This is a genomic window from Chromobacterium sinusclupearum, from assembly GCF_002902845.1.
Taxonomy (GTDB): Bacteria; Pseudomonadota; Gammaproteobacteria; order Burkholderiales; family Chromobacteriaceae; genus Chromobacterium; species Chromobacterium sinusclupearum.
Genome location: NZ_PPTF01000094.1, coordinates 1 through 23320, shown reverse-complemented (window position 1 = coordinate 23320; position 23320 = coordinate 1). Strand labels below are relative to the sequence as shown.

Annotated in this window: 20 protein-coding genes; 9 read left to right on the top strand and 11 right to left on the bottom strand. The window is 63.6% G+C overall.

Features of this window, described 5'->3' with window-relative positions; translation table 11 throughout:
* Nucleotides 1-117: 117 nt before the first annotated feature.
* The 4 genes from C2134_RS19390 to C2134_RS19375 form a co-directional block, all read right to left on the bottom strand.
* Nucleotides 118-546 carry a DUF721 domain-containing protein gene (locus C2134_RS19390; protein WP_103321720.1) on the bottom strand — a complete coding sequence of 143 codons (429 nt, stop codon included), beginning with the start codon at nucleotides 544-546 and terminating at the stop codon, nucleotides 118-120.
* A 114-nt stretch (nucleotides 547-660) separates the two neighbouring features.
* Nucleotides 661-1974 (bottom strand): ABC transporter ATP-binding protein, encoded by a 1314-nt coding sequence (locus C2134_RS19385; RefSeq protein ID WP_103321719.1) that lies wholly within the window; start codon nucleotides 1972-1974, stop codon nucleotides 661-663.
* Nucleotides 1975-1984: 10 nt separating this feature from the next.
* Nucleotides 1985-3724 carry an ABC transporter permease gene (locus tag C2134_RS19380; RefSeq protein ID WP_103321718.1) on the bottom strand — a complete coding sequence of 580 codons (1740 nt, stop codon included), beginning with the start codon at nucleotides 3722-3724 and terminating at the stop codon, nucleotides 1985-1987.
* A gap of 358 nt (nucleotides 3725-4082) precedes the next feature.
* Nucleotides 4083-6134, bottom strand: coding sequence for an alkaline phosphatase D family protein (locus C2134_RS19375; protein WP_103321717.1), 2052 nt, complete (start codon nucleotides 6132-6134; stop codon nucleotides 4083-4085).
* 258 nt (nucleotides 6135-6392) lie between these two features.
* Here C2134_RS19375 and secA point away from each other — a divergent pair, with 258 nt between their 5' ends.
* Together secA and C2134_RS19365 are read left to right on the top strand one after the other, a co-directional pair.
* The gene (secA, locus tag C2134_RS19370; RefSeq protein WP_103321716.1) at nucleotides 6393-9104 is read left to right on the top strand and encodes a preprotein translocase subunit SecA; all 2712 of its coding nucleotides are present in this window, start codon (nucleotides 6393-6395) and stop codon (nucleotides 9102-9104) included.
* 259 nt (nucleotides 9105-9363) lie between these two features.
* Nucleotides 9364-9903: a DUF2087 domain-containing protein gene (locus C2134_RS19365; RefSeq protein ID WP_158248828.1), complete on the top strand. Its 540-nt coding sequence runs from the start codon at nucleotides 9364-9366 to the stop codon at nucleotides 9901-9903.
* Between the two features lie 98 nt (nucleotides 9904-10001).
* Here C2134_RS19365 and C2134_RS19360 read toward each other — a convergent pair whose 3' ends face one another.
* Both C2134_RS19360 and C2134_RS19355 read right to left on the bottom strand, forming a co-directional pair.
* Complete coding sequence (locus C2134_RS19360; protein ID WP_146042228.1) at nucleotides 10002-10772, bottom strand: hypothetical protein; 771 nt, start codon at nucleotides 10770-10772, stop codon at nucleotides 10002-10004.
* Between the two features lie 214 nt (nucleotides 10773-10986).
* The gene (locus C2134_RS19355; RefSeq protein WP_083340776.1) at nucleotides 10987-11466 is read right to left on the bottom strand and encodes a TlpA family protein disulfide reductase; all 480 of its coding nucleotides are present in this window, start codon (nucleotides 11464-11466) and stop codon (nucleotides 10987-10989) included.
* Nucleotides 11467-11586: 120 nt separating this feature from the next.
* On the opposite strand from C2134_RS19355, the gene C2134_RS19350 reads away from it, so the two are divergent.
* The 5 genes from C2134_RS19350 (at nucleotide 11587) to C2134_RS19330 (ending at nucleotide 16121) form a co-directional block, all read left to right on the top strand.
* Nucleotides 11587-12531, top strand: a complete 945-nt coding sequence (locus tag C2134_RS19350) for a carbohydrate kinase family protein (RefSeq protein WP_103321713.1) — start codon at nucleotides 11587-11589, stop codon at nucleotides 12529-12531.
* Nucleotides 12532-12648: 117 nt separating this feature from the next.
* On the top strand, nucleotides 12649-13935 hold the full coding sequence (gshA, locus tag C2134_RS19345) for a glutamate--cysteine ligase (protein ID WP_103321712.1): 1287 nt from the start codon (nucleotides 12649-12651) through the stop codon (nucleotides 13933-13935).
* A gap of 19 nt (nucleotides 13936-13954) precedes the next feature.
* A complete protein-coding gene (gene gshB / locus C2134_RS19340) occupies nucleotides 13955-14899 on the top strand; it encodes a glutathione synthase (protein ID WP_103321711.1) in 945 nt (314 codons plus the stop codon).
* Nucleotides 14900-14927: 28 nt separating this feature from the next.
* On the top strand, nucleotides 14928-15308 hold the full coding sequence (locus C2134_RS19335; protein ID WP_103321710.1) for a diacylglycerol kinase: 381 nt from the start codon (nucleotides 14928-14930) through the stop codon (nucleotides 15306-15308).
* 447 nt (nucleotides 15309-15755) lie between these two features.
* A complete protein-coding gene (locus tag C2134_RS19330) occupies nucleotides 15756-16121 on the top strand; it encodes a DUF1622 domain-containing protein (protein ID WP_103321709.1) in 366 nt (121 codons plus the stop codon).
* A gap of 3 nt (nucleotides 16122-16124) precedes the next feature.
* Here the strand turns inward: C2134_RS19330 and C2134_RS19325 are convergent, their stop codons facing one another.
* The 5 genes from C2134_RS19325 to C2134_RS19305 all read right to left on the bottom strand — a co-directional run bounded on the left by C2134_RS19325 (nucleotide 16125) and on the right by C2134_RS19305 (nucleotide 21841).
* Nucleotides 16125-16502 carry a hypothetical protein gene (locus tag C2134_RS19325; protein ID WP_103321708.1) on the bottom strand — a complete coding sequence of 126 codons (378 nt, stop codon included), beginning with the start codon at nucleotides 16500-16502 and terminating at the stop codon, nucleotides 16125-16127.
* 271 nt (nucleotides 16503-16773) lie between these two features.
* Nucleotides 16774-19083 (bottom strand): type I DNA topoisomerase, encoded by a 2310-nt coding sequence (gene topA, locus C2134_RS19320; protein ID WP_103321707.1) that lies wholly within the window; start codon nucleotides 19081-19083, stop codon nucleotides 16774-16776.
* A gap of 153 nt (nucleotides 19084-19236) precedes the next feature.
* Nucleotides 19237-19695: a Smg family protein gene (locus C2134_RS19315; RefSeq protein WP_103321706.1), complete on the bottom strand. Its 459-nt coding sequence runs from the start codon at nucleotides 19693-19695 to the stop codon at nucleotides 19237-19239.
* A gap of 32 nt (nucleotides 19696-19727) precedes the next feature.
* Nucleotides 19728-20807, bottom strand: coding sequence for a DNA-processing protein DprA (dprA, locus tag C2134_RS19310; protein WP_103321705.1), 1080 nt, complete (start codon nucleotides 20805-20807; stop codon nucleotides 19728-19730).
* Nucleotides 20804-21841, bottom strand: coding sequence for a LysM peptidoglycan-binding domain-containing protein (locus C2134_RS19305; protein ID WP_103321704.1), 1038 nt, complete (start codon nucleotides 21839-21841; stop codon nucleotides 20804-20806). Before C2134_RS19305 ends, dprA begins: the two co-directional genes overlap by 4 nt.
* Nucleotides 21842-21966: 125 nt before the next feature.
* Here C2134_RS19305 and def point away from each other — a divergent pair, with 125 nt between their 5' ends.
* Entirely contained in the window at nucleotides 21967-22470 is a 504-nt protein-coding gene (gene def / locus C2134_RS19300) for a peptide deformylase (protein ID WP_103321703.1), read from the top strand.
* A gap of 71 nt (nucleotides 22471-22541) precedes the next feature.
* The coding region (gene fmt / locus C2134_RS19295; RefSeq protein WP_103321702.1) for a methionyl-tRNA formyltransferase at nucleotides 22542-23320 on the top strand (779 nt) is incomplete at its 3' end.

The window sequence follows — 23320 nt, the reverse complement described above, 5'->3', positions numbered from 1 at the left end:
GGTCGTGTTCCGACATGGCAGGGTCCTCTATCCTTGGCGATTGGAATGGGAAAGTGCCGACACTTTACTCCGCTTCAATGAACATCTGAAGGCGTTTAGGCGTTTTATATAAGCCGCTCAGCTGCGGCGATGATGGGCGATCAGCCGCGCCAGCGCGCGCTTGACCTCGGGGTTGCCGATGCAGTCCGCCGCCTGTTCCATGCCGTCCAGCGCGTTTTCGCTGATGGCCAGCCACTTCGCCCGCTTGGGTTGGGCCTGTTGCAGCGTCACCTTCACTTTGACCTTGGACGCCGGGTAGCCGCGCTCCGCCAGTTGCGGCAGCAGGCCGGGCGCCGTCATGCGCAGCCGGGCGGCGACGATGCCGTTGTCGGCATGCAGCACCAGCTCGTCGTCGCGGATGCGCACGGCGCGGCAGGCTTCGGCCAGCGCCGACGGAATCAGCTTCTTGAAGGCGCGGTCCAGCGCCATCAGCTCCTGCGCGGCGGCGGTCAGCCGCGACAGATGGCTGTCCTGGCGGGTGATGTCTTTGAGCGGTCGTCCGGACATGAGGTGAGCAGGGAGGGCGGTTGATGCCGTATTGTAGCATCGCGCGGGCTGTCGGCTTGCGCTCAAACGAAACGGGCGCCGTTGAGGCGCCCGTCGTTCGGCTGGCCGTAAGGCTTACTGGCCGCCTTCCACGTCTTCCAGACTGAAGGTTTCGGTATGGTCGTTGTAGGAGAAGATTTCGGCGTAGCGGCCCCAGCTGATCACGGTGTCCAGCGTTTCTTCGGCCGATTCGTCCGACAGCGAATCCTCCAGCTCCTGGGCGAAGCGCAGGCGCGGCGCGCGCTGGCCCGGCCGTTCCTGCAGCACCTTGCGGATGTGGGCGGCCATCGGCACATTGCGCAGCAGGTGCTCGGCGAACAGCACCTTGCGTTCCTGGGTGCCGTAGTCGGCGAACAGCTTGCCGGCGGTGGTCAGCAGGATGTCGCCGTCTTTCAGCTCGACGAAGCCCAGGTGCTCCAGGATTTCCGCCACCGGGAACAGATCGTCCACTTCCAGGCGCAGCTTTTCCGCGATCTCCGGCATGTCGGCCTTGCCGAAGTACGGTTCCTGCGCCACTTCCTCGATCAGGCCGGCCATCAGGTTGGTCGACACCTCGGTCAGATGGCTGCCGATTTCCAGCGGCAGCTTGTGCATGGTGTGGGCGCTGCGGCGCGCGGTCATCAGGGCGTAGATGTCGTCCACCATCTTGCGAAAGGCCGGGTCCAGCCGGTTGCGGCGGTGCGGGAACGGCACCTTGATCTCGGCCACCACGCGGCCGGGATTGGACGACAGCACCAGGATGCGGTCGCACATGAATACCGCTTCCTCGATATTGTGGGTGACGATCAGCACCGACTTGATCGGCAGCTGGCCTTCGCTCCACAGGTCCAGCATGTCGGTGCGCAGCGTTTCCGCCGTCAGCACGTCCAGCGCGGAGAACGGTTCGTCCATCAGCAGCAGGGTCGGGTTCACCACCAGGGCGCGGGCAAAGCCGACGCGCTGGCGCATGCCGCCGGACAGCTCGCGCGGGTAGGCGTTTTCAAAGCCGTCCAGGCCGATCAGGTCGATGGCGGCCAGCGCGCGCCTGCGGCGCTCCTTCGGCTCCACGCCCAGCGCCTCCAGGCCGGCTTCCACGTTTTGCAGCACGGTCAGCCACGGGAACAGCGCGAAGGTCTGAAACACCATGGATACGCCTTCGGCCGGCCCCTTCAACGGTTTACCGTGGTAATTCACGTCGCCGCTGCTTTGCTGGATCAGGCCGGCGATGATGCGCAGCAGCGTCGATTTGCCGGAGCCGGAGCGGCCCAGCAAGCCGACGATCTCGCCTTCGCGCAGCGTCAGGTTGACGTCGTCCAATACCTGGATTTCATCAGCGCCCTTGGCGAAACCGCGGCAGACGTTCTTCAGCGAGAAGATTTCTTGTCCCAGGGTGGTGGTTTCGTGAGTCATGCGTGCCCCCTTAGTTGAGACGGAGTTTGTTTTCGGCGATGGCGTACATCGGGCGCCACAGCAAACGGTTGAACAGGACGACGAACAGCGACATCACGACGATGCCGAGCAGGATCTTCGGGTAGTCGCCGGCGGCGGTGGTTTGCGCGATGTAGGCGCCCAGGCCGTGGGCCACCACCTTGTCGTCGCCCCAGGATACGAATTCGGACACGATGCTGGCGTTCCAGGCGCCGCCGGACGCGGTGATGGCGCCGGTGACGTAGTACGGGAAAATGCCGGGCAGCATGACTTGGCGCCACCATTGCCAGCCGCGGATGCGGAAGTTCACGGCGGCTTCTTTGAAATCATTGGGAAAGGCCGTGGCGCCGGCGATCACATTGAACAGGATGTACCACTGGGTGCCCAGCACAATCAGCGGCGACAGCCAGATGTCCGGGTTCAGCTTGAAGTGGACGATGAATACCACGAATACCGGGAACAGCAGGTTGGCCGGGAAGGCGGCCAGGAACTGCGCCAAGGGCTGGACTTTTTCCGCCAGGGCCGGACGCAGGCCGATCAGCACGCCCAGCGGCACCCAGATCACCGAGGCCAGCACGATCAGCAGCGTCACGCGCAGCAGGGTGATCAGGCCCAGGCCGAACACCCGCAGCACTTCGGAGAAGCCGACCTCCTTGGCGATGAAATGCACCAGCAGATTGGCGCTGTAGAGGGCGAGCACGGCGACCAGCGCCCACCACAGCATATCGATGCCGCGCGACACCGGCGTATGGTCTTCCGAATGGATGCCCTTGGGCAGGCTGAAATTCAGGCGCAAGTGGGCGATGCGGCGGATCAGCTTGCCGAAGGGCTTGAGCAGCTGCTGGATGGAGCGCGTGCGCTGGATCAGGTTCAGCACCCAGGATTCCGGCGCCGTCTGGCTGGCGGTGTCTTCCAGGCGGAACTTGTCGGCCCAGGCCACCAGCGGACGGAACAGGAACTGGTCATAGATCAGGATCACGATGGACATGGTCAGGATCACCCAGCCCACGGCCGCCAGGTCCTTGTTCTGGATCGCCAGCGCCAGATACGAGCCGACGCCCGGCAGGGTGACGGTCTTGTCGCCGACGGTGATGGCCTCGGACGCGACCACGAAGAACCAGCCGCCGGACATGCTCATCATCATGTTCCAGATCATGCCCGGCATGGCGTACGGCACTTCCAGCTTCCAGAACTTCTGCCAGCCGCTGAGCCGGAGGTTGACCGACACTTCCTGCAGATCGCGCGGCACGGTGCGCAGCGACTGGTAGAAGCTGAAAGTCATGTTCCAGGCCTGGCTGGTGAAAATGGCGAAGATGGCCGCGCATTCCGCGCCCAGCACGCGGCCGGGGAACAGGGCGATGAAAAAGGTCACCGTGAACGAGATGTAGCCCAGCACCGGCACCGATTGCAGGATGTCCAGAATCGGCACCAGCAGCAGGCCGGCGCGGCGGCTCTTGGCCGCCAGCGTGCCATAGATCAGCGTGAAGACCAGCGCCGCGACCATCGCCGCCAGCATGCGCAAGGTAGTGCGCAGCGCGTATTCCGGCAGATGGCCGGGGTCTAGCGTGATGGGAATGGTTTGCAGCGCGGTGATCGGCGCCCAGGTGGCGCGAATGCCGGTAGTGGCCAGCAATAAAAAGCCGAGGATCAGCGGAAACGCGATCAAATCCCAGCGGTTGGGTATCAGCCGCCGGGCGGTGGCGGGCATGAAGTGGCGGACGGCGGTGGTCATCAGGCCTCTCCGGTTTTATAGGATTGTTCCGGTGGCCCGCGGCCTTGCGGCGAGCGGGCCGTTTTTTGCTGGGGCGCCGGACGCGGGAAACGCGTCACTTTACCGTAGCACTGCCGATGCCAGTTGGAATGCTGCGGGCCGGCTGCCATGCCGCGGCGGGCATCGCGGGAAAACGCGCCAGATGATTGCCGAGAAGGTTCCGGTCAGGGCATGAATGCTACCAGAGAAGCCATAAAACCATTGTTAAAAACGCGGTTGGACAGGCGGTATTTTGTGACGAAATGTACTAGCTGAAAGTGTGCTTGAAGCGGCCGCGCCGCCACGCCGACAAGGCGCGGCGACGCGGCGCGGCGGCGGCTTACAGCACGTTGATGGCCGGGGTGCCGGATGCGACTTCCAGCGTTTGCGTGCTGGCGGTGGCCGGCGAGGGCGCCACCCCGTTCACCAGCTTGGCCATCTTGTGGAAAGTACAGCTGAGCTTGGCTGGCGTCAGCGTGACCACGGCGTAGCCCTGGGCGTCGGTATCGACGTATTTGAGCCAGTTGCCGTTGAACTGCTTCAGGGTGTTGTTGAAGGTGTTGACGGTCTGTCCATTGACCGTTTGATAGATCAGCGGCGCGGCCTTGGCGAAAGCCGGCACGGTGTCCACCACGTTCTTGAAGTAGCTGAAAAAGGAGTTGCTGGAGATGCCGGCGGTGACCAGGTCAACCATCACGGGGGTGGGGCTGGCCGCATCGTAATCGTCCATCACCGGGCCGGCGAAGAAGGCATGGATGTCGCCGGTGATGCCCACCACGTTGGCTATGCCATTGCTCTTCAGGAAGCCCATCAGCGCCTTGCGCTCGGCATTGTAGCCATCCCACTGGTCGGCATTGAGGATGTACTGATCCAGCAGCATGGTCGGCGGCAGGTTGGCGTCTAGCGTCGGCTTCAGCGCCGCATTGAACACCGCCGCGGTGATGGCGTTGCCGCTGAGCGTGGCCAGCAGCGGCTGGGTATGGGCATAGCTCAGCACCGGCGTGGCGCCGCTCTTGTCGGCCGCCAGCAGGTCCTGATACAACGCGCCGGCCAGTTGCTGTTGCACCGCGCTGAAGTCCATGCCCTGCTTGGCCAGGGCGGCGATCAGTCCTTGCGCCAGCAGGCCGGCCACCGCCATGGTGCCGTCCACGCCCATGCGCAGCAGCGATACCTCATTGCCCCACAGTTTCCAGGTAGTGGACGCGCCCTGCATCTGTTGTTGCCACCATTGACGCTGGGTATCTCCCAGGATGGACACATTCAGCAGGTTGCCGCCGGTGGAGGCCATCTTGGCCGCCTCGGCCTGCGCCAGCGCGGATTTCGGCACAAAGTAGCGGCTGCCCAGATTGGCCAGGCCGGTATTCGGCACCGCGGTTTCCGGAATGATGTGGTCGGAGCGGTACAGGCGCTGGTCGGTCATCACCAGCGTGGCCAGATTGCCGAAGCTGAAGCTGCGGTAGATCTGGATGTTCTGGAACGAGGGATTGGACAAGTCGATGCTGACATCTGCCGGCGTGTATTCAAACCATGCCTGGCTGGCGCTGCGGCGGCGCGGGGTGTTGGGCACGCTGTCGTCGCCGGGATAGTAGACCTGACGGTCTTGCCAGCAGTCGTCGGAAAACTCGTGATCGTCCCAGATCGAGATCACCGGGAAATTGGCGTGCACCGCCTGGATGCGCGGGTCGGAGCGGTAGCTTTTGTACAGATAGCGGTAATCGGCCAGCGTGGTGGCGTAGATGGCGCCATCGGCGCGCTTGGTGCCGTTGGGCAGCGTCAGCGCAGCGTGCCGGGTTTCGTTGTTGCCGTTCTGGAAGCCTGCGCCGACGGTTTCATAAATGTAATCGCCGACGTGCATCACGAAATCCAGATCCAGCTGGGCGATTTCGTCGAAGGCCCCCCAGTGGTTGACGCTCCAGTCCTGACAGGTGATGTAGGCGAATTTCAGCTGCGAAACGGCTGTGCCGGGGGCGGGCGCGGTCTTGGTGCGGCCAATGGTGCTGCTGGTGCCGCCGGTGAGGAAGCGATAGTAATAGGTCGTGGCGCTGGACAGCCCGGTGACCTTGTGGCGGACGGTATAGTCCCACGCCGGGTCGGCGCTGAGCGCCTGGTTGACCAGCAGATTGGAGAAATCCTGCTTGTCGGAAAGCTGAACGGTGACGCCCAGCGAGTTGGCGCCGTCTCCGCCGTCTACGCGGGTCCACAGAATGATGCTGTCCGGTCGCGGATCGCCGGAGGCCACGCCCAGGCCGAAGGCTTTGCCGGCGGCCAGTTGGCTCTGTCCAGCGGCAGCGCTTGCGCTGCCATCGCTCCCGCCGCCGCAGGCGCTTAGCCCGGCGCTGGCCGCCGATACCGTCAGAAAACTGCCCCACTTGAGGAATTGCCGCCTATCCATCGCTGCTCCTGGGTTATTTATGCTGTCGCTATGAAAATGGCGGATTATCGCCAAGGAATATGTAAATCGTATGAATGGTTCGGTCAATTGAATCGAGCGTTTGCTCTATCTGAGCGTAGTCGAAATCCAACAGTTGTCTGTTACCCTGCTCTTGATGTGGCGCATGGATGCCCCCATAACCTTGGCTGGGAATGTGCTACACTTTTCAGCATTTTTGCGGACACGTTTTCCGGCCCGCTGGTTTCTGGATTCGACTACATGATTTCTTCGCTACTCAAGAAGGTGTTCGGCAGCCGCAACGATCGTCTGCTGAAGCAATATCGCCAAACCGCGGCCCGCATCAATGCGATGGAGCCGGCGATGCAGGCGCTGTCCGACGAGGCCCTGGCCGCCAAGACCCAAGAATTCCGCGATCGCCTGAGCAAGGGCGAAACGCTGGACGACCTGTTGCCCGAAGCGTTCGCCGTTTGCCGCGAGGCCTCGCGCCGCGTGCTGGGCATGCGCCACTTCGACGTGCAGCTGATCGGCGGCATGACGCTGCATCACGGCAAGATTGCGGAAATGCGCACAGGCGAAGGCAAGACCCTGGTGGGCACGCTGCCGGTTTACCTGAATGCCTTGACCGGCGACGGCGTCCACGTGGTGACCGTCAACGACTACCTGGCCAGCCGCGACGCCGGCATCATGGCGCCGCTGTACAACTTCCTGGGCCTGTCGGTGGGCGTGAACTTGTCGCAGATGGCCCATGACGACAAGCAGGCCGCCTACGGCTGCGACATCACCTACGGCACCAACAACGAATTCGGCTTCGACTACCTGCGCGACAATATGGTGTTCAGCGTGGGCGAGAAGGTGCAGCGCAAGCTGGCCTACGCCGTGGTGGACGAGGTGGACTCCATCCTGATCGACGAGGCGCGCACCCCGCTGATCATCTCCGGCCCGGCCGAAGACAATATCGACATGTACCAGCGCATGAACGCGGTGCCGCCGATGTTGAAGCGCCAGGAAACCGAAGAGGGCGAAGGCGATTACTGGGTGGACGAGAAGGCCAACAGCCTGTTGTTGTCCGAGACCGGCCATGAGCGCAGCGAGGAAATCCTCACTCAGCTGGGCATGCTGAAGGAAGGCGACAGCCTGTACTCGGCCACCAATATCACGCTGATGCATCACCTAATGGCCGCCTTGCGCGCCCACGCGCTGTTCCACAAGGATCAGCACTACGTGGTGCAGGATGGCGAAGTGGTGATCGTCGACGAATTCACCGGCCGCCTGATGGCAGGCCGCCGCTGGTCCGACGGCCTGCACCAGGCCGTGGAAGCCAAGGAAGGCGTGGAGATCAACCGCGAAAACCAGACGCTGGCTTCGATCACCTTCCAGAACTACTTCCGCCTGTACGGCAAGCTGTCCGGCATGACCGGCACCGCCGACACCGAAGCGTATGAATTCCAGAGCATCTACGGCCTGGAAACCGTAGTGATCCCGACCAACAAGCCGATGATCCGCAAGGATGCCCAGGACAAGGTTTACCGCTCCGCCAAGGAGAAGTACGACGCCATCCTGGCCGACATCAAGGATTGCCACGAGCGCGGCCAGCCGGTGCTGGTGGGCACCACCAGCATCGAAAACTCCGAGCTGGTGTCCCATCTGTTGACCGAGGCCAAGCTGCCGCACAATGTGCTGAACGCCAAGGAACACGCCCGCGAGGCCGACATCGTGGTGCAGGCCGGCCGTCCCGGCATGATCACGGTGGCCACCAATATGGCCGGCCGCGGCACCGACATCGTGCTGGGCGGCAACCCCGAGCCGGAAATCAAGGCCGTGCGCGCCGACGACAGCCTGTCCGACGACGAGAAAAACGCCAAGGTGGAGGCGATCCGCGCCGAGTGGAAGCAACGCCACGCCGCGGTGCTGGAAGCCGGCGGCCTGCATATCGTCGGCACCGAGCGCCACGAGTCCCGCCGCATCGACAACCAGCTGCGCGGCCGTTCCGGCCGCCAGGGCGACCCGGGTTCTTCCCGTTTCTACCTGTGCCTGGAAGACCCGCTGCTGCGCATTTTCGCCTCCGACCGCGTGGCCGCGATCATGGACCGCCTGAAGATGCCGGAAGGCGAGGCGATCGAGCATCCGTGGGTGACCCGCTCCATCGAAAACGCCCAGCGCAAGGTGGAAGGCCGCAACTTCGACATCCGCAAGCAATTGCTGGAATACGACGACGTCGCCAACGACCAGCGCAAGGTGATCTACCAGCAACGCAGCGAAATCCTGGTGGAAGACGATGTGTCCGACGTGGTGGTGAACATGCGCGAAGGCGTGATCTCCGATCTGGTCGACCTGCACATGCCGCCGGAAACCATGGAAGAGCAGTGGGATCTGGCCGGCCTGGAGAAGACCCTGGCGTCGGACTTCCTGCTGCACGCGCCGGTGGCGGAGTGGATGAAGGCCGAACCGAATCTCGATATCGAGCAGATCCGCGAGCGCATCATCGAGCTGGCCGCCGCCGCCTATCAGGCCAAGGTGGAGCTGGCCGGCGAGGGCGTGATGCGCCAGTTCGAGCGCAGCCTGGTGCTGCAGATGCTGGACAACCACTGGCGCGAGCACCTCGCCGCCATGGACCACCTGCGCCAGGGCATCCATCTGCGCGGCTACGCCCAGAAGAACCCGAAACAGGAGTACAAGCGCGAGGCCTTCGAGCTGTTCGCCGACATGCTGGAGCGCATCAAGCGCAGCGTGGTGCAAGTGCTGATGACGGTGCAGATCCGCGGCCAGGACGACGTGGACGCGGTGGAGCCGCATCAACTGCCCGAGTTCGAAATGCAGCATGCCGAACCCGGCTCCGCGCTGGGCGACGACGAGGACAATCCGCTGTCCCCGGATGCGCTGGCCGCTCAAGGCCTGCGCATCAACCGCAACGATCCCTGCCCGTGCGGCAGCGGCATGAAGTACAAGCAGTGCCACGGCAAGCTGGCCTGATGCGCTGATTGTTGCCCCGGAAAAAGCCGACGTTCGCGTCGGCTTTTTCATTTTGGCCCACGAGGCGCTTGGCGGCGGCCTCGCCATGGTGTTAGCATGGCGGCGGGTCAACAGTTCACCCAGGCGTCGCCGGCGATTTCGCCACGCTAAACCTGTCCTTGGCTTGCATGAATCTCTGCTTGGCTCGAACCTCGTGCCAGGCCGTAACGGCGACCGCGGCAGTCTTTCCCGACTTTGGCACGCAGACAGGATTCGAACCATGTCTCGCACGCTCTATCCGTTTTACAGCAGCGATATCTCGTCGCTGGCCCGCTCCCTGAAACAGCAATGGGCCGATCAGACCGAGCCGCCCGGCCATCTGCAAATCCTCAATATGCTGGCGCGCGCCGCCGGCTTCCAGAACTTCCAGCACCTGCGCGCCGAGCACGATCGCCCGCTCGCCGCCGAGCCGGTCGCCGCGTCCTCGCCGACTCAGCGCTTGTTGCGCCATTTCGACGAACAGGGCCGCTTGATCCGCTGGCCGAAGAAATTCAGCGAGCAGCGCGCCTGCCTGTGGGCCTTATGGTCCGGCTTGCCGCGAGGCGAGGAATGGGATGAGCCGGCGATCAACCTGGCCATCCGGGCGCTGGAAACCTTCGGCGACCATGTCTTGATCCGGCGCGAGCTGGTGGAGGGCGGCTGGATGGGTCGCACCGATGATTGCCGGCGATATTGGCTGCTGACGCCTGAGTTGCCGGCGGAAATGGCGGAGTTGGCGGAGCAGGTGAATCTGCGCCGCGCCCTTTGTCCTGGCGGATGAGGGCGGCAAACCGCATGCTTTGAAATCGAAGTGTTGTAAGCGCCGCTGCCCAGGCTCGCAGTGCAGAATCAGCTCGGGCTAGCGGCTCTGAATGGGTTTTAAGGGTAGGCTTGAGCGATGGAGTTTTGCGACAGCATGTACATTTGCACGCTCATGTCTTGTCCCAGGTAAAGATCGCGCCGTCGCGTCCATTTTTGGCCCGATTGCGAATCGTAAGCCACCGGCAACTCGACATCGGCGGGCATGAACGCGTTCAGCTTGAAGTCCCGCGCAAGCTTGACGCAGCGCTTGATGTGGTCACGGTGGCCGATGACCCCAACTGTTCCCATCTTGCCGGGATCTCCGCCTGCAAACTCTATCGCTTTCTTTATCACGCCTTCCGTGCTTAGGTAGATGACCTGTCCGTTCTCGTCAATCTCCGGTTCGATGGAGACGACTTGACCCATGCCGTATTTTTGCTGGAGGTAGCGCGCGATTTCCCACTGCGCGTAAACCGGCGCGTAAGGGGCGCGGGCGCGGAGTTGCTGTACGGATTGCGCCAGTAATTCATTGATCGGGCCCGGCGTGGTTTCGCCGGCGGCGCTGACCCGGTTGCCGAATGCCAGCGCAACAATGTTGTTGACGGTGTTGCCGGGGCAACTGGGCGGCGTCCAGGCGTAGCAGGCATCCAGAATCATGGCGTGCAGGGCTTGCGCCGTTGCGTTGTCGCCGCCCAGCTCTTGGCTTAGCCGTTGCAGCATCAGGTTCTCGGTTTGATCCGCCGGTCCTTGCGCTCCGGCATCGCCGCACGCGGTCAACAGGGAGCCTGCCATAGGCGCTAGCATCGCGCCGAAGCCAAAGCGACAGAAATCTCTTCTCTCAATACTCATACGACACTCCTTCCCATGATGAATCAATCTTAGAAAGAGATCGTATGCTATTTATTGTTTTGGTGAGAATTTCATGTCAGCTTTTTGAAATAAAATTGCTGAAAATCACATATCGTTAGATTCAATATGTTGTTTCTGCAACATGGCGATGAGGATTGGCTGCCATTCGAATCCGGCGCGCGGGATGACGAATCGCCGCCGGGCTCCCTTTGCTTTACAGATAAGGCTTGACCGCCGCTTCCAGCTTTTTCTCGTCCAGCTTGCCGGTCAGCGTGGCGGCCACCTTGCCGCTGCGGTCCAGCACCAGCGTGTACGGCAGGCCGCCGGTTTTGTTGCCCAGGCTGCGCATCAGGTCCAGCGTATCGTCGTTGCCCAGCAGGATGGGGTAGCCGATCTTCAGCTGTTTGACGAAGGGCGCTACTTGCTCCTTGTTGTCCAGCGCCACGCCCACCACTTCCACGCCCTTCGGCGCCAGCTTCTTGCGCAGGCCGTTCAGCATCGGCATTTCCTCGCGGCATGGACCGCACCAGGTGGCCCAGAAGTTCAGCACCGTCACCTTGCCCTTGTAGGCGGACATGGCCACCGGCTTGGCGTCGAGGTCGGCGAAGCGGCTTTGCTCCAGCGAGGGGGCGGCTTGGGCGGCCAGCGGCAGCGCGGCCAAGAGCAGGGAGGCGAACAGGCGTTTGGAGTTCATCGGCTTTTCCTGTGATGTCATTGGAATTGTCTTGGATTTCCGCAACTTGCGTGCATCCGGGGATGATCGAAAAATAAACTTTATGTTAAAATGTTCGATTGATTACTTTGCGGAGTGGGCATGTCTATCCTCGTCTGCGGGGCGCTCGCATACGATACCCTGTTCTCGTTCCATGGCCGATTTGACAGCCAGATCCTGCCGGATCAGCTGCACAAGATCTCGACCACCTTCCTCGCGCCGACGATGCGCCGCGAATTCGGCGGCATGGCCGGCAATATCGCCTACAGCTTGTGCTTGCTGGGCGAGAAGCCCATCGTGATGGGCGTGGTCGGCGAGGACTTCGAGCCGTACCGTCAGCACCTGAAACGCGTGGGCGTGGACGATCGCTTCATCCGCCTGATCCGCAAGCAGTATACCCCGCAATGCTTCGGCATTGCCGACAAGGACGGCAACCAGCTGATGGCCTTCCATCCGGGCGCGATGGATTTTGCCACCGAGAACCACGTGTCGGATATCGCGGACCCGATCGAGCTGGCGATTCTATCGCCGGGCGGCTACACCGCCTTCATCCAGCACTCGCGGGAGCTGGCGGCTGCGGGCATTCCGTTCATCTTCGATCCGGGCCAGGAGCTGCCGCTGCTGTCGCGCGACGAGATCCACGAGATCGTCGATCTGGCCAGCTATGTGGCGATCAACGACTACGAGAGCGAGCTGATGCGCGAACGCGCCGGCCTGACGGTGGACGACCTGCGCAAAAAGGTGAAGGCGCTGATCGTCACCCGCGGCTCCAAGGGCGCGGAAATCTATGTCGACGACACTGTGCACCTGATTCCGCGCGTGCAGATGCCGATCAAGCCGGTCGATCCGATGGGTTGCGGCGACGCCTTCCGCGCCGGCTTGCTGTGGGGCATCAGCCGCGGCGTGGACTGGAAGGTCACTGGTCGCCTGGCCAATGTGATCGGCGCGATCAAGGTCACTACGCACGGTTGCCAGAACCACTACTTCGACTGGGACTCGCTGAAGGATATCTATCTGCAGGCTTACGGCGAGGAATGGCCGCTGTAAGCGCCGCCGCTTGATCTGCAAGGCACCGCTCGCGCGGTGCCTTTTGTTTTGCCGCACTTGAATAAGCGCGCCGCCACCCCCACCATAGGTGGATTAAAACACGCCCAAGGGAAGATCATGCCACCCGTTCCGCACCTGGCCACCGCCCTCACCGCTCCCTTGTACGAGCTGGAAAGCCGCATCCTGGCCGCCCAGCCGCAGATCGAGCACTGGTTCCGCAGCCAATGGCATGCCCACGCCACGCCGTTCTACGGTTCGGTGGACCTGCGCAACAGCGGCTTCAAGCTGGCGCCGGTGGACATGAACCTGTTCCCGGGCGGCCACAACAATCTGAATCCGGAATTCCTGCCGCTGGCGGTGCAGGCGGCGCAGAGCGCGGTGGACAAGGTGTGCCCGGAAGCGCGCAGCATCCTGCTGATTCCGGAAAACCACACGCGCAACACCTTCTACCTGCAGAATGTCGCCACCCTGGTGCACATCTTCGAGCAGGCCGGCCTCAAGGTCCGCCTGGGTTCGCTGAATCCGGAAATCACCGAGCCGACCGAACTGGCCACGGCCAATGGCGACAAGCTGACGTTGGAGCCGCTGGAGCGCCGCGGCAACCGCCTAGTGCTGGCCGATGGCTTCAACCCCTGCGTGGTGCTGCTGAACAACGACCTGTCCGGCGGCATTCCCGACATCCTGAAGAATCTGGAACAAACGCTGCTGCCGCCCTTGCACGCCGGCTGGGCGGTACGCCGCAAGACGCATCATTTCGAAGCCTACGACAAGGTCTGCAATGAGTTCGCCAAGCTGATCTCCATCGACCCGTGGACCATCAATCCCTACTTCGCCAGCTGCGGCGGCCTGGATTTCCACGCCCGCACCGGCGAGGAGCAACTGGCCGAAACGGTGTCGCAGATGCTGGAGAAGATTCGCGTCAAATACCGCGAATACGGGATCGACAACGACCCCTTCGTCATCGTCAAGGCTGATGCCGGCACCTACGGCATGGGCGTGATGAGCGTGAAGAGCCCAGACGAGGTGATCGGCCTCAACCGCAAGGCGCGCAACAAGATGTCGGTGGTGAAGGAAGGCCTGGAAGTCTCCGAGGTGATCGTGCAGGAAGGCGTGTACACTTTCGAAACGGTCAACGAGGCCGTGGCAGAGCCGGTGGTCTACATGATGGACCGCTTCGTCATCGGCGGTTTCTACCGCGTGCATACCGGCCGCGGCATAGACGAAAACCTCAACGCGCCGGGCATGCACTTTGTGCCGCTGTCGTTCGAGACCGCCTGCCTGCCGGACCGCAAGGGCCTGCCGGATTGCGCCCCGAACCGCTTCTACGCTTACGGCGTGATCTCGCGGCTGGCGCTGCTGGCCGCCTCGCTGGAACTGGAAGCCACCGACCCGGACGCCGAATAACCTTCGCAGGAGAAACGCGATGCGCATCCTGTTCATTGCCGACCCGCTGGAACACTTCAAGATCTACAAGGACACCACCTTCGCCATGATGGAGGAGGCGCATCGCCGCGGCCACGCCGTCAGCTTTGCCGAGGCTCACCAGCTGTCGGTGGAGGGCGGCCGCATCCTGGTGGATGCGGTGGACCTGACCGTCACCGACGAGCGTCCGCACTGGTACAAGCTGGGGCAGAAGCTGCGCCAGCCGCTGAGCGCCTTCAGCGCGGTAGTGATGCGCAAGGACCCGCCGTTCGACATGGAGTACCTGTACGCCTCGCAGCTGTTCTCGCTGGCGGAAGAACAGGGCGTCAAGGTGTTCACCAGCGGCCAGGCCTTGCGCGACTTCAACGAGAAGCTGGCCATCCTGCGTTTCCCGGAGGTGATCGCGCCGACCATGATCACCGCCGAGTCGCATCGGCTGCGCGCCTTCGTCAACCAGCATCAGGACGCGATCTTCAAGCCGCTGGACAGCATGGGCGGCGACAGCATCTTCCGCGTCAAGCCGGATGATCCCAACCTCAGCGTGATCATCGAAACCATCACCGAGCGCGGCCGCCGCACCGTGATGGCGCAGCGCTACATCCCGGAAATCCGCGACGGCGACAAGCGCATCCTGGTGATAGACGGCGTGCCGGTCGATTACTGCCTGGCGCGGATTCCTGCCGCCGGCGAGACGCGCGGCAACCTGGCGGCCGGCGGCCGCGGCGAGGCGCGCCCGCTGACGGCGCGCGACCGCGAGATTGCCGAGACGGTGGGGCCGGAGTTGAAGAAGCGCGGCATCCTGCTGGCCGGCCTGGATGTCATCGGCAATTATCTGACCGAGGTCAATGTCACCAGCCCGACATGCTTCCGCGAGATCATGGACCAGACCGACATCAACGTGGCCGGCCTGTACCTCGACGCGCTGGAGCGCCGCTGCCAGCACTGAGGCTGGCTGGCACCGCCAGGGAGTGGCAATGGGAAAAATGGAAGAGAGCCCGTTCAAGGGCAAGACCGGCATCCGCCGGCTGATCAATGCCTTGGGTTATTCACTGGACGGCATGCGGGCCGCCTACCGCCATGAAGACGCCTTCCGCCAACTGGTGCTGCTGGCGGTGGTGCTGATTCCGCTGGCCTTCATCGTCCACACCACGCCGCTGGCGCGCGCGCTGCTGGTGGCCAGCAGCCTGGCCACGCTGATCATCGAGCTGCTCAACTCCGCCATCGAGGCGGCAGTGGATCATACCTCGCTGGAGCGCCATCCTTTGGCCAAGCGGGCCAAGGACATGGGCAGCGCCGCGCAGCTCTTGGGCTTGATCAATCTGGCGCTGGTATGGGGCATCGTGTTGTTTGGGTAAGATCTGGAACAGGCCCTAAGAACGTGTCCACGATCTTTGGCTTTTAGACTTGGCTTGTGAAAAACAAACACGTTTTCGATGCACCTACATCCCTTCAAGCCTGCCGTCGGGTGGCAGGCCCGAGGTCTTAAGCGGCTGCATGTTTGAGTCCCGCGACGTTAGCGCGGGACGAGTTCAGCCGCGCCTCGGGCCTGACGGGAACCGGCGGGAAGCCGCAGGCCAGGCTTGCAGGGTGGCTTTTAGGGGAGGAGGGGATATTTGGCCAAGCAAATATCCCCTCCCTGCACGCCGGGCAGCCCCGGCTATGAAAAAGGTTATCCGCGAAGCGGATGCAAAGCCTAAAAGGTCGTGAATAGGCGCCAAGGGAACCGATCTGGCAGATCCGGTTCTGACAAGAAGGCTCCGCCGCTGGCGGGGCCTTTGTCTTGTCTGGAATAGGAGAGCGATATGCTGATGTCCCCGCAACAGGCCGGCGTGGAGGAGTGGGTACAAAGCCTGGTGCTATGGCTGAAACTCGGCGTGGAGGCCTGCGGCGCCTTGGTGATCGCCGCCGGGGTGTTGCTGTTGGCTGGCCGCTATCTGCGGCAGGCCATGTCCGGCCAGCGGCCCGATTACAACCAGCTGCGGCTGACTTTCGCCCGCTTTTTGGCGCTGGCGCTGGAACTGCAGTTGGCGGCCGACATCCTGTCCACCGCGGTGGCGCCCAGCTGGGACCAGATCGGCAAGCTCGGGGCCATCGCCGTGCTGCGCACGGCCTTGAACTATTTCCTAGCGCGCGAGATGCGCGAGACCGAATCCTCCCGCGCCGCCTGAATGTCAGCGCTGCCGGCGGTACAGATAACCGGGATACACCCGGATGCAGCCGGGTTCCTCCGCCACTTCTCCCTGTTCGCCCAAGAGCTGCCAGCGCGAGTCGCGCGCGATCAGCGTGCGGTATACCGGGCTGCCGGCGCGGTAGAACATCAGGTCCTGGCCGCGGAAGGCGTCCAGCGGCAGCAGCGGACGCTGCGAGGCGGGCACCAGCATGGCGGTGGCGTGCGAGGCCATGTCGGCGTTCTGCTCGCGGTCGGCGGCGGACAGGCCGATGAAGGCGATCAGGAAGGCGACAGGCAGGATCAGGTATTCATGTCCGGCCAGGCCGAGCAGGGTGAGGATGGCGGCGCCGGTGAACAGAAAGTGGCTGCTGAATTTCATGATGCGGCGATCTCAAAAATAAAACGCCGCCGGCCGGAGCAGGGCTATTGCGTCCGGCATGCCTGGGCGGCGCGGACCGCCGGAAGTCCGGCGGCAAGTTCACCGTGATCATAGCGCACTGCGCAATGGGGATCGCAATAAAATCAACAGCTTGTCGATGCTGATGGCTTGGGGCTAATGCCGGCGAGGCGTGGCCGCGCGGGCCAAAAACGCAACGGCGGGCGCAAAAAAGCCGCTCCAGCGGGAGCGGCTTGGGTGATCCTGATCAGGCTCACGCCTCTTCTGCAGCCGGCGTGTCCTTGCCTTCCGGCGGCGCGATCTGCTCGGCGTAGCCGCATTCCTTCTGCGGGCATACCTTCTCAGTGCCGCGGCGCTTGGTGGTCTTGATCGTCAGAATGGGCCAGTTGCACTTCGGGCACGGCTCGGCGATCGGCGGGTTCCACGTGGCGTACTTGCACTTGGGATAGGTGTTGCAGCTGTAGAACAGCTTGCCGTAGCGGCTCTTGCGTTCGATCAGCTGGCCGGTCTTGCATTCCGGGCAGGTGACGCCGGTTTCGCGCGGCTTTTCCAAGGGCTCGATGTGTTTGCACTTGGGGTAGTTGGCGCAGCCGATGAACTTGCCGTAGCGGCCCTTCTTGATGTGCAGCTCGCCGCCGCAATCCGGGCAGACGCGGCCTTCGATCACGGTCGGCGCTTCCGCCTCTTCCGCCGCCTGTTCGGCGGTTTCGCCGATATTGCGGGTGTAGTCGCACTCCGGATAGCCGGTGCAGGCGATGAAGCGGCCGCGCTTGCCGAACTTGATCGACAGCGGCTTGCTGCATTTCGGGCAGGCTTCGTCCAGGCTTTCCGTGGTCACTTCGGCGCGGGAAATGCTCTCTTTTTCGTCGATCTGCTTCTTGAAGCCCTTCCAGAAGCTGTCCATCACCGGCACCCACTGGCGCGTGCCGCTGGCGATCTCATCCAGCTGGTTTTCCAGCTTGGCGGTGAAGTTGTAGTCGACGTATTGCGAGAAGTGCTCGGTCAGGAACTTGTTGACGATGTCGCCGGTGTCGGTCGGCAGGAAGCGCTTCTTGTCCAGAATGACGTATTCGCGGTCCTTCAGCGTCGAGATGATGCTGGCGTAGGTGGACGGCCGGCCGATGCCGAACTCTTCCAGCGCCTTCACCAAGGACGCTTCCGAATAGCGCGGCGGCGGCTGGGTGAAGTGCTGCTCGCCGTACAGCTTGTCCACCGGCAGGTCTTCGCCCTCGGTCAGCAGCGGCAGCTTGGCGTTGTCCTCGTCCTCGGCGTCGTCCACGTCTTCCTCGTACACGGCGAGGAAGCCGGCGAAGGTTTGCACCTGGCCGCTGGCGCGGAACACGCCTTCGCCCACCAGGATGTCCACGCTGGTGGTGTCGAATCTGGCCGGCGCCATCTGGCAGGCCAGGGTGCGCTTCCAGATCATGTCGTACAGCTTGAACTGATCGGTGGTCAGGAAAGGCTTGACCATTTCCGGCGTGCGCAGGATGGAAGTGGGGCGGATCGCCTCGTGCGCTTCCTGGGCGTTCTTGGCCTTGCTCTTGTAGGTCACCGGGTTCTTGGGCAGGAAGTCGGCATCCCATTTCAGGCCGATATAGCCGCGGATTTCTTCCACCGCTTCATTGGCCAGCACCACCGAGTCGGTACGCATATAGGTGATCAGGCCGACGGTGCCATGACCGATGTCCATGCCTTCGTACAGCTGCTGCGCGGTGCGCATGGTGCGGTCGGTGGTCATGCCCAGCTTGCGCACGGCCTCCTGTTGCAGCGTGGAGGTCGTGAACGGCGCGGCCGGGCTGCGCGATTTCTTTTTCTTCTCGATGGTGCCGACCTGAGCCGGCTTGCCCTCGAGGCGGGACAGCACGGCAGCCTGTTCCGCTTCGTTGGGGATGGCGAACTGGTCGAGCTTGACGCCGGCCAGCGTGGTCAGTTTGGCGGAGAACTTGGTGCGGCTCTTGTGGCTGTCGAGATGGACCGACCAGTATTCCTGCTGCACAAAGGCCTTGATCTCGTTCTCGCGTTCGCAGATCAGCCGCAGCGCCGGACTCTGCACCCGGCCGGCGGACAGGCCGCGGCGGATTTTCTTCCACAGCAGCGGCGACAGATTGAAGCCCACCAGATAGTCCAGCGCGCGGCGCGCCTGCTGCGCGTCCACCAGATCCTGGGCGATGGCCCGCGGGTTCTGGATCGCATCCAGCACCGCGTTCTTGGTGATCTCATGGAACACCACGCGCTGGGCGGTTTTGTCCTTCAGCAGCTTCTTGCTGTTGAGGATCTGCACCAGGTGCCAGGAAATGGCCTCGCCTTCGCGGTCCGGGTCAGTTGCCAGGTAGACGTGATCGGCCTCGCGCACCGCGCTGACGATGGCGTCCACGTGCTTGGTGTTGCGCGCGATCAGCTGGTACTTCATCGCGAAGTCTTTTTCCGGATCGACGGCGCCGTTTTTCGGCACCAGATCGCGCACGTGGCCGTAAGAGGCCAGGACCTCGAAGTCCGAGCCAAGATATTTTTTCAGCGTCTTCGCCTTGGATGGCGATTCGACGATCAGGAGGCTGGTGGGCATATTATCTTTTCAGCAATATTCAAGGCCGGACGCGCCCGGCCGACACATCTTGTTATATCCGTCAAACGAAACAAGAGCGCAAGGGCGCTCTTGAACACAATAAGGGGTTGACCAATCGGCGGCATGTTAAGCCGCCGGGCCGGGCCTGACAAGTTATTGCATGGTTGGCTCGCCATGCACCGCTTCCAGCAGCGCCTCGCCCAGCAGAATGGGCAATTCGGCCTGTTGCGCCCACAGCACCATCAGCACCAGCAGTTTGGCGTTGCTGACGTCCAGGTCCTCGTGGTCCAGTTCCAGCAAGCGGTCTATCACCATTTCGCGCTGAGACGGGGTCAGGGCGCCGTTGTCCTCCAGGAACTGCAGCAGGCCGCGCACGTCGGCCGGCAGGTGCTCGAGCTCGCTGTCGGCGTAGATGCGCATGCCGCTGCCGTCGTCGGCGCCCAGATACGGTTCGACGCTGGCCTCGCTGACGCTGTCCAGCCAGTCCAAGGCTTCGCCGATCTCGTCTTCCTCGAAGCCGATGGCGTTCAGCTGGCGGGTCAGCGAGCTGCGGTCGCCAAAGGCGGCCGGATCGCTGTATTGCTCGAATAAATAGGTGAGTACGTCAAACATGGCTTAGTTTTCTGAGATTGAACGCGGCGCGTTCAGTTTTGCGCCAGACGCTGGAAGCGGCCGCCAGCCACGCTGGCCACGCGGCCATCCAGCTCCAGTTCGAGCAGCATCGCGTAAACCTCCCCCGACGTCAACCCGACGGCGTCGGCCAGCGCGTCCGCCAGCACCGGTTCCCAACCCATCGCGTCCAATAAGGGCGAGGCTTGCGGTGGGGCCGCCGCGGCCGGCGCCGATGGCGCGGCGGACAGCCGGCCCACTTCGTCCAGCACCTCGTCCACGCTCTCCACCAGCCGCGCGCCGTCCTTGATCAGTCGGTGGCAGCCGCGCGCCTGCGGGTTGTGGATGCTGCCGGGTATCGCCATGACCTCGCGGTTGTTTTCCATCGCCAACCGGGCGCTGATCAGCGAGCCGGAGGCGGTGCCGGCTTCCACCACCAGGCAGCCGCGCGCCAGGCCGGCGATGATGCGGTTGCGCCGCGGGAAGTTGCCCGCCAGCGGCCCGATGCCCAGCGCGAACTCCGACAGGATCAGCCCGCGCTCGGCGATCTGGTGCGCCAGCTGGCGGTTGGACGCCGGGTAGACGCGGTCGATGCCGGTGCCGATGACGGCGATGGTGGAAGCGGGATGCGCCAGCGCGCCCTGGTGGGCGGCGGCGTCGATGCCGCTGGCCAGGCCGCTGACGATGGTGTAGCCGTGCGCGGCCAGCGCGGAGGCGAAGTCTCCGGCGTTGCGCTGGCCCTGCGCCGTGGCGGCGCGGCTGCCGACCATGGCCAGCATCGGCCGCGCCAGCAATTCGCGCCGGCCGCGCGCGAACAGCAGGGGCGGCGGCGAGGCGGCCTCGGCCAGTTGCGACGGGTAGTCCTCGTCCAGCAGGGTGATCAGGTGGCAGTCCTCGCCCATGGACCAGGCCAGCGCGGCGTCCACTGATTCTGCCGCGGCCTCGCCATGCAGCGCCTCGGCGGCTTCGCGGCCGATCAGCTTTTCGGTTTGCGCCGGCCGGGCCGATACGGCGGCGTCAGCCGAGCCGAAAGCCTCGATCAGCTTGAGGAATCCAACGGGGCCGATGCCGGGCGTCAGCGCCAGCCGCAGCCAGGCGCGCGGGGTCGGGCTCATTCGGCGTCCGGCGGGGCGATGCCGTCGCCGACATAGATGGCGCCCGCGCTGTCCAGCACCAGGCCGTAGGACACCTTGTCGAAGACGCGATAGATGAACAGCTTGCCGGCCTGCTCGGTTGGCAGCTGCGCCTGGCGCTTTTTGCCGGCGGCGTCGGCGATTTCGATGGCGCCGCCCTTCTTGAATATGCCGAACACCATGCCCGGCTCCACGCCGGCGGCGCTGCCCAGGTTCACCGCTACCGTGGAATACTGCGCGGCGCCGTCCACGCCCTGGTAGCTGGAGATGATTTTGCCGTGCATGCCGTCTTCGGCAGGGTGGGGCACGTAATTGACGAAGGACTCCTTGGGCGCGCGCACCAGGCGGTCGCCTACCAGCACTTCGCCGGCGACGCTGCGGATGCGCAAGGTCTGGATGTCGGCGCGCAGCTTGTCTACCACCAGATCGCCCCCATATACCGCTTCAACCCCCAGCGCTTGCTGGCTGTCCGGGTCTACCAGCGTCTTGCCCAGGCGATAGGCCTGCCAGCTGCCGGTCTCGTTGACGCCGCTGGCGTAAACGCGGTCGCCCGGGCTCAGGCTGAGGCGCTCGTCCGGGCCGGCCACCAGTTTGGGGCCAAGGGCGAATTGTTCGGGATTGACGATCAGCGGGCGAACCATGAACGGCTCTATGGCTTCGGCCGGGATGCTGGCGATGGCTTGGTCGAGCTCCTCGACGCGGGCCTGCGGCGACAGCTTGACCTCGCGCGGCGTGTCCGATGCCAGCGACAGTCTGGGCTGGCCATTGACGTAGTCCAGCGCCAGCACGTCGCCCGGATAGATCCAGTGCGGATTGCGCACTTGCTCGCGGTTCATCCGCCACAGCCGCGGCCATTGCCACGGGCTGTTCAGATAACGGCCGGCGATGCCCCACAAGGTGTCGCCTTTGGCAACGGTGTAGCGCGACGGCGCGTCCGGCTTGATCGCCAATTCGTCGGCAAATGCCGTAACGGACAACGCCAGAGCCAGGGCAAGCGATATAATGCGCTTAAGCATGAATGGATTCCAATTCTTGATGCCGGCCGACAGACGCCGCGGCCGGGGGCTGAACGAAGCTGCGCCGAACCGCTCTATTATCCACGCGGGCGCGGCGATACGACAACTTGGAGTGAATGATAGCGATGGCGCTGTTGAACATTTTGCATTACCCGGACGACAGGCTGCACACCGTGGCCAAGCCGGTGGAAGTCTTTGACGCCGCTCTGCAACAGCAGATCGACGACATGTTCGAGACCATGTACGAGGCCAAGGGCATCGGGCTGGCCGCCACCCAGGTGGACTACCACTACCGGCTGGTGGTGATGGACATCTCGGAGGAGCGCGATGAGCGCCGGGTGTTCATCAACCCGGAAATCGTCGAGAAGGACGGCGAAACCGTCTACGAAGAGGGCTGCCTGTCGGTGCCCGGCATCTACGACAAGGTGACCCGCGCCGAGCACGTCAAGGTGAAGGCGCAGGATCGCGACGGTAAGCCGTTCGAGCTGGAGGCCGATGGCCTGCTGGCGATCTGCATCCAGCATGAGATCGACCACCTGAACGGCGTGGTGTTTGTGGAGCGGCTGTCGCAGCTGAAGCAGAACCGCATCCGCAGCAAGCTGAAGAAACGCGAAAAACAAAATATGTAAGACCGGCCGACAAGCCGGTGATCAACGGCGCTGCGTGACGGCGCCGTTGTCATGAGCGGGAAGCAATAACGATGAAATTGATATTTGCCGGCACGCCGGAATTCGCCGCCGCCGCTTTGCGCGCGCTGATCGCCGCGGGGCACGAGATCCCGCTGGTGCTGACCCAGCCGGATCGCCCGGCCGGCCGCGGCATGAAACTGAAGCCCAGCCCGGTCAAGGAAGTGGCGCTGGCGCATGGCCTGCGCGTCGAGCAGCCGGAAAAGCTGCGCGGCAATCTGGAGGCGCAGCAGATGCTGCGCGACGTCGGCGCCGATCTGATGGTGGTGGCCGCCTATGGCCTGATCCTGCCGCAGGACGTGCTGGACATCCCGGCGCGCGGCTGTCTGAACATCCACGCCTCCCTGCTGCCGCGCTGGCGCGGCGCGGCGCCCATCCAGCGCGCCATCCTGGCGGGCGACCATGAAACCGGCATCACCATCATGCAGATGGACGTGGGCCTGGATACCGGCGACATGCTGAGCATCCACCCGCTGGCCATCGCCGATGACGAAACCGCCGCCACGCTGCACGACAAGCTGGCCGCCTGCGGCGCGCAAGCCATCGTCGAGACTTTGGGCCGCCTGGATGAAGTCGTCCCGCAACAGCAGCCGGAAGACGGCGTCACCTACGCCCAGAAGCTCAGCAAGGCCGAGGCCGAGATCGACTGGACGCTGCCGGCGGCGGACGTCGCCCGAGCCATCCGTGCCTACAACCCGGCGCCGGGCGCGTTCACCTCGCTGAACGGCGAGCCGCTGAAGCTGTGGATGGCCAGCGCCGAAGCCGGCCAGGCCGAACCCGGCGTGGTGGTGGC

Bases quoted from the DNA above. Each gene is read 5' to 3' on its own strand.
- C2134_RS19390 (WP_103321720.1), bottom strand. From the start codon at position 546: ATGTCCGGACGACCGCTCAAAGACATCACCCGCCAGGACAGCCATCTG.
- C2134_RS19385 (WP_103321719.1), bottom strand. From the start codon at position 1,974: ATGACTCACGAAACCACCACCCTGGGACAAGAAATCTTCTCGCTGAAG.
- C2134_RS19380 (WP_103321718.1), bottom strand. From the start codon at position 3,724: ATGACCACCGCCGTCCGCCACTTCATGCCCGCCACCGCCCGGCGGCTG.
- C2134_RS19375 (WP_103321717.1), bottom strand. From the start codon at position 6,134: ATGGATAGGCGGCAATTCCTCAAGTGGGGCAGTTTTCTGACGGTATCG.
- secA (WP_103321716.1), top strand. From the start codon at position 6,393: ATGATTTCTTCGCTACTCAAGAAGGTGTTCGGCAGCCGCAACGATCGT.
- C2134_RS19365 (WP_158248828.1), top strand. From the start codon at position 9,364: ATGTCTCGCACGCTCTATCCGTTTTACAGCAGCGATATCTCGTCGCTG.
- C2134_RS19360 (WP_146042228.1), bottom strand. From the start codon at position 10,772: ATGAGTATTGAGAGAAGAGATTTCTGTCGCTTTGGCTTCGGCGCGATG.
- C2134_RS19355 (WP_083340776.1), bottom strand. From the start codon at position 11,466: ATGAACTCCAAACGCCTGTTCGCCTCCCTGCTCTTGGCCGCGCTGCCG.
- C2134_RS19350 (WP_103321713.1), top strand. From the start codon at position 11,587: ATGTCTATCCTCGTCTGCGGGGCGCTCGCATACGATACCCTGTTCTCG.
- gshA (WP_103321712.1), top strand. From the start codon at position 12,649: ATGCCACCCGTTCCGCACCTGGCCACCGCCCTCACCGCTCCCTTGTAC.
- gshB (WP_103321711.1), top strand. From the start codon at position 13,955: ATGCGCATCCTGTTCATTGCCGACCCGCTGGAACACTTCAAGATCTAC.
- C2134_RS19335 (WP_103321710.1), top strand. From the start codon at position 14,928: ATGGGAAAAATGGAAGAGAGCCCGTTCAAGGGCAAGACCGGCATCCGC.
- C2134_RS19330 (WP_103321709.1), top strand. From the start codon at position 15,756: ATGCTGATGTCCCCGCAACAGGCCGGCGTGGAGGAGTGGGTACAAAGC.
- C2134_RS19325 (WP_103321708.1), bottom strand. From the start codon at position 16,502: ATGAAATTCAGCAGCCACTTTCTGTTCACCGGCGCCGCCATCCTCACC.
- topA (WP_103321707.1), bottom strand. From the start codon at position 19,083: ATGCCCACCAGCCTCCTGATCGTCGAATCGCCATCCAAGGCGAAGACG.
- C2134_RS19315 (WP_103321706.1), bottom strand. From the start codon at position 19,695: ATGTTTGACGTACTCACCTATTTATTCGAGCAATACAGCGATCCGGCC.
- dprA (WP_103321705.1), bottom strand. From the start codon at position 20,807: ATGAGCCCGACCCCGCGCGCCTGGCTGCGGCTGGCGCTGACGCCCGGC.
- C2134_RS19305 (WP_103321704.1), bottom strand. From the start codon at position 21,841: ATGCTTAAGCGCATTATATCGCTTGCCCTGGCTCTGGCGTTGTCCGTT.
- def (WP_103321703.1), top strand. From the start codon at position 21,967: ATGGCGCTGTTGAACATTTTGCATTACCCGGACGACAGGCTGCACACC.